4 protein-coding genes are annotated in these 5,161 nt (G+C 70.7%); all 4 read left to right on the top strand.

The features are described from left to right. A partial coding sequence (locus AB0M20_RS26295; protein ID WP_364302561.1) for an HRDC domain-containing protein occupies positions 1-703 on the top strand: 703 nt, incomplete at its 5' end. Between the two features lie 54 nt (positions 704-757). Beyond that, complete coding sequence (locus AB0M20_RS26290; RefSeq protein ID WP_364302559.1) at positions 758-1,948, top strand: thiolase family protein; 1,191 nt, start codon at positions 758-760, stop codon at positions 1,946-1,948. Then, complete coding sequence (locus tag AB0M20_RS26285; protein WP_364302557.1) at positions 1,933-4,005, top strand: 3-hydroxyacyl-CoA dehydrogenase NAD-binding domain-containing protein; 2,073 nt, start codon at positions 1,933-1,935, stop codon at positions 4,003-4,005. Before AB0M20_RS26290 ends, AB0M20_RS26285 begins: the two co-directional genes overlap by 16 nt. Positions 4,006-4,113: 108 nt before the next feature. Continuing rightward, positions 4,114-5,118, top strand: coding sequence for a hypothetical protein (locus AB0M20_RS26280; RefSeq protein ID WP_364302555.1), 1,005 nt, complete (start codon positions 4,114-4,116; stop codon positions 5,116-5,118). Positions 5,119-5,161: the final 43 nt, after the last annotated feature.

The raw sequence follows: 5,161 nt of genomic DNA, 5'->3' as shown, positions 1-5,161 counted from the left end.
TATACCATCCTTAGGAACAATAATTTCATTTGGAATTTGTTTCTATTTTTTAAGCGCCGCGCTGGTGGCCGGCGCCGACCGGCCCCCTCGGGTACGCCCGGACCCGTGGCGCCGCACCTCCGGCATCCACCGGGTCCGCGGCGCCCGCGCCCAGTCCCGGGTGCGCGCCCTCTGGTACGCCCGCGACGGCGTCGCCGCCCGCCGCGACTCGGCACCCGGCCGGGTTCTGCCCGACTCGGCGATAGTGGCGGCCGCGGAGATCGACCCGAAGGACGAGCGCACCCTGCTCGGCCTGCCCGGCTTCGGTGGCCGCTCGGTGCGCCGCCTGGCCCGGGTCTGGCTGGACGCGCTGGACGAGGCTCGGGCCCTGCCGGACGACGCGCTGCCGGTGAACCAGCCGGTGGACGGTCCGCCACCCCCGCACCGCTGGGCCGAGCGCGACCCGGTCGCGGCGGCCCGGCTGGCTCGCTGCCGCCAGGTGGTGATCGGCACCGCCGAGGCGCACACGCTCCCGCCGGAGAACCTGGTCAGTCCCGACTTCATCCGCCGGCTGGCCTGGGCGCCGCCGGACGAGGTGACGCCGCAGACGGTGGGCGACATCCTGCGGGGCTTCGGCGCCCGCGCGTGGCAGGTGGGCCTGATCGCCGACGGGCTGGCGAAGGTTCTCCCAGAGGCAGATGCCACAGTTCCTGGCGAGGCTTAGTTACCGACGAGTAGGGTAATGCCATCCGCGCTCGCGAAGTCCGGGAGGCTTGCTGTGCCCCGTCAAGTTCGGGAGGTCGTCTTCGTCGACGGCGTCCGCACTCCGTTCGGCAAGGCGGGCGGCATGTATGCCGAGACCCGCGCCGACGACCTGGTGATCCGCTGCATCCGAGAGCTGCTGCGCCGCAATCCGCAGCTGCCGCCCGAGCGGGTGGACGAGGTCGCGATCGCGGCCACCACCCAGACGGGGGACCAGGGCCTGACCATCGGCCGTACGGCCGCGCTGCTGTCCGGCCTGCCCAAGACCGTGCCGGGCTATGCGATCGACCGCATGTGCGCCGGCGCGATGACGGCGGTGACCACGGTCGCCGGCGGCATCGCGATGGGCCAGATGGACATCGCCATCGCCGGCGGTGTCGAGCACATGGGCCACCACCCGATGGGTGACGGCGTCGATCCCAACCCACGGATCCTGGCCGAGAAGCTGGTGGACCCGTCCGCGCTGGTGATGGGCTCGACAGCGGAGAACCTGCACGACCGCCTGCCGGGGATCACCAAGGAGCGGGCCGACGCGTTCGGGCTCGCCTCGCAGGAGAAGACGGCGAAGGCGTACGCGAACGGCAAGCTGCAGCCCGACCTGGTGCCCATGGCGACCCGCATCGCCGAGGAGGGCTGGGGCCTGGCCACGGCCGACGAGGCGCCGCGCGCGACGTCGATGGAGAAGCTGGCGACGCTGAAGACGCCGTTCCGCCCGCACGGCCGGGTGACCGCGGGCAACGCGGCCGGCCTCAACGACGGCGCGACCGCGTCCATCCTCGCCGCCGAGGAGACGGCCCGCGAGCTGGGCCTGCCGATCGCGATGCGGATGGTGTCGTACGGGTTCGTCGGCGTCGAGCCCGAGGTGATGGGTTACGGCCCGATCCCCTCGACCGAAAAGGCGCTGCGGCTCGCCGGTCTCACCATCGACGACATCGGGCTGTTCGAGCTCAACGAGGCGTTCGCGGTGCAGGTGCTCGCGTTCCTCGACCACTTCGGCATCGCCGACGACGACCCCCGGGTCAACCCGTGGGGCGGCGCGATCGCCGTCGGCCACCCGCTCGCCTCCAGCGGCGTACGCCTGATGACCCAGCTCGCGCGGCAGTTCGCCGAGCACCCCGAGGTCCGCTACGGCCTCACCGCGATGTGCATCGGCATCGGCATGGGCGGCACGGTCATCTGGGAGAACCCGGCATGGGAGGGCAAGTGACCGAGAACCCGAACGAGGTCGTCACCAAGGCCTTGATGCGCCTCATCAGCGTCCCCGGCCTCGACAAGAAGGCCGCGCTGATCACCCTGGACAACGGCTTCGACCACAAGAAGCCGAACAGCTTCGGTCCGGCCGGGCTCAAGGAACTGGACGCGGCGATCACGGCGGCGGTTTCAAAAGACCCGGCGTTCATCGCGATCACCGGCAAGCCGTACATCTTCTGCGTCGGCGCGGACATCACCGGCATGCCGCTGATCACGAGCCGCGAGCAGGCCGTCGAGCTCGGCGAGCTGGGGCACCGGGTGTTCGCCCGGCTCAAGGACTCCACCATCCCGACCTTCGCCTTCGTCAACGGCGCGGCGCTGGGCGGCGGCCTCGAGGTCGCGCTGCACTGCCACTACCGCACGGTCTCCGGCGGCGCGGCGGCCCTCGGCCTGCCCGAGGTCGCGATCGGGCTGGTCCCCGGCTGGGGCGGCAGCCAGCTGCTGCCCAACCTGATCGGCATCGCCGGCGCCGCCCAGGTGATCCTGCAGAACCCGCTGACGCAGAAGGTGCTCAAGCCCGAGCAGGCCGCCGAGATGGGCGTCGCCGACGTACTGCTCGAGCCGGCCGACTTCCTCGAACGGTCCATCGAGTGGGCGGCCGGCGTGGTCCGGGGCGAGGTCACCGTGACCCGGCCCGAGGTCGACCGCGACATGTGGGACGGCGTGCTGTTCTTCGCGAAGCAGCAGCTCGACGAGCGGCTGCACGGCGCGGTGCCGTCCGCGAACAAGGCGCTCGAGCTGCTGGCTCTGGCCAAGGACGCGTCGTTCTCCGACGGCACGGCCGCCGAGACGCAGGCCCTGGCCGATCTGATCATGGGCGACGAGTCCCGGGCCAGCCTGTACGCCTTCGACCTGGTGCAGCGTCGCGCGAAGCGCCCGGTGGGCGTACCCGACAAGGGGTTGGCCCGCAAGGTCACCAAGGTCGGCATCGTGGGGGCGGGCCTGATGGCCTCGCAGCTGGCGTTGCTCTTCGCGCGGCGGCTGCAGGTGCCGGTGGTGATGACCGACCTCGACCAGTCCCGCGTCGACAAGGGCGTCGACTACGTCCGCGGCCAGATCGACAAGCTGGTCGGCAAGCGCCGGATGGACGAGGGCACCGCGGCCAAGCTGCGCGGCCTGGTGAGCGGCTCGGTGGACAAGTCGGTGTTCGCCGACGCCGACTTCGTGATCGAGGCGGTCTTCGAGAACCTCGACGTCAAGAAGCAGGTCTGGGCCGAGCTGGAGAAGATCGTCACGCCGGAGGCCGTGCTCGCCACGAACACCAGTTCGCTGTCGATCACCGCGATGGCGGCCGACCTCGAGCACCCCGAGCGCGTGGTGGGCTTCCACTTCTTCAACCCGGTCGCGGTGCTGCCGCTGCTCGAGATCATCCGCGGCGAGCGCACCGACGACGCGACGCTGGCCACGGCGTTCGCGGTCGGCAAGGAGCTGCGCAAGTCCTGCGTGCTGGTCAAGGACGCGCCGGCCTTCGTGGTGAACCGGCTGCTCACCCGCTACACCAGCGAGATCTTCAAGGCGATCGACGCGGGGACTCCGCCGGCCGTGGTGGACACCGCGTTCGACCCGCTGGGCCTGCCGATGCGCCCGATCGCGCTGCTCCAGCTCGTCGGGCCGGCGGTCGGCCTGCACGTGGGCGAGACGCTGCACGAGGCGTTCCCGGACCGGTTCGGCGAGAGCCCCGGCCTCCGCAAGATCGTCGACGCCGGCCTGCCACTGATGGTCGACGACGAGATCAACCCCGCGCTGGCCGAGCTGGTGAAGGGCGGTTCCGCTCCGTCCACCGCCGACGAGGTACGCGAGAGCACCCTCGCCGCGCTGGCCGAGGAGGCCCGCATCATGCTCGACGAGGGCGTGGTGGCCGAGGCGCAGGACATCGACCTGTGCATGGTGCTCGGCGCCGGGTGGCCGTTCCACCTCGGCGGGATCACGCCGTTCCTGGATCGCAGCGGGATCGCCGAACGGGTGACCGGGAAGCGTTTCCTGCCGAAGGGAATTGCCAGCCTTCCCGCTTGATGTCTGTTATCCGACGCCCCCGTGTCAGAAATGGCACGGGGGCGTCCGTCCGGCAGGCGATCTCTGGGTAGGCTCCGGCGGCCAGGCATGTCTTCTACTGGAGTTCATATGTCGCAGCCGCCGTATTCGCCCTATCCGCAGGACCCTCAGTCCGGCCAGCCGCAGGGCTATCCGCCGCAGCAGCCGGGCTACCAGTCGCCTGCACCTTCGTCGGGTGGCGGCTACGCACCTCCACCACCGCCGGCGCCGTCCTCGGGCGGCGGCTACCCGCCCCAGTCGAACGACCCGTTCGGCGGCCAGCCGCAATACGGCCAGTCGCAGCCGCAGACCTACGGGCAGCCGCAGTACGGGCAGGAGCAGCCGCAGACCTACGGCCGGCCGCAATACGGCCAGGAGCAGCCACAGCAGTACGGGCAGCCGCAGTACGGCCAGGAGCCGCCGCAATACGGCCAGCAGCCGCCGCAATACGGCCAGCAGCCGCCGCAGTTCGGCGGTCAGCCGGCGCCGCCGTTCGGCGCTCCTCCGCCCAAGAAGAAGTCCTCGGCCGGCAAGATCATTCTGATCATCGCCGCCGTGGTCCTGGTGCTGTGCGGTGGCGGCGCCGCGGTGGCGTTCTTCGTGGCGAAGGACAAGGTGGGCGATGTCGTCGACGCGGCGAAGATCACGGTCAGCGAGCCGGTGACCCTGGGCGGCCGCGACAAGGTCACCGACCCGACCCTGACCGCCAGCGTCGACCAGCTCGACGGCGAGATCTCCAAGGTGCCCGGCGCGACCGGTTCGGTGGCCGCCGCCTACGGCGACGTGCTCAAGCAGGACCTGGTCATGGTGGTCGCCGCCTCGTCGCTCACGGGCTCGGCGGAGAGCCGGTTCGACGAGTTCACCAAGGGCATGTCGTCGAGCGGCATGTCCGCGAGCGACATGACCGACGTCGACCCCGGCCCGCTCGGCGGCATCGCCAAGTGCGGTGAGACCACCGCGAGCGGCGTGAAGACCGCGATCTGCGTGTGGTCGGACAACGGCAGCATCGGCATGTTCGCGATGCTCTTCAAGGGCAAGGCCGAGCTGCAGAAGGAGTTCGTGACGCTGCGCGGCGAGGTCGAGCACAAGAACTGAGCCGGGTGAGTTGATCAGTGCGGCAAAGGGCAGGCCCGACGGC

The organism is Actinoplanes sp. NPDC051633 (assembly GCF_040681735.1).
Classification (GTDB): domain Bacteria; phylum Actinomycetota; class Actinomycetes; order Mycobacteriales; family Micromonosporaceae; genus Actinoplanes.
Note: the sequence above shows the minus strand (reverse complement) of the source record. Positions and strands in the feature narration are given on the sequence as shown.

What these genes read in the sequence shown, in the direction of transcription:
- AB0M20_RS26285 (WP_364302557.1), top strand. Translation starts at nt 1,933, where the DNA reads ATGGGAGGGCAAGTGACCGAGAACCCGAACGAGGTCGTCACCAAGGCC.
- AB0M20_RS26280 (WP_364302555.1), top strand. Translation starts at nt 4,114, where the DNA reads ATGTCGCAGCCGCCGTATTCGCCCTATCCGCAGGACCCTCAGTCCGGC.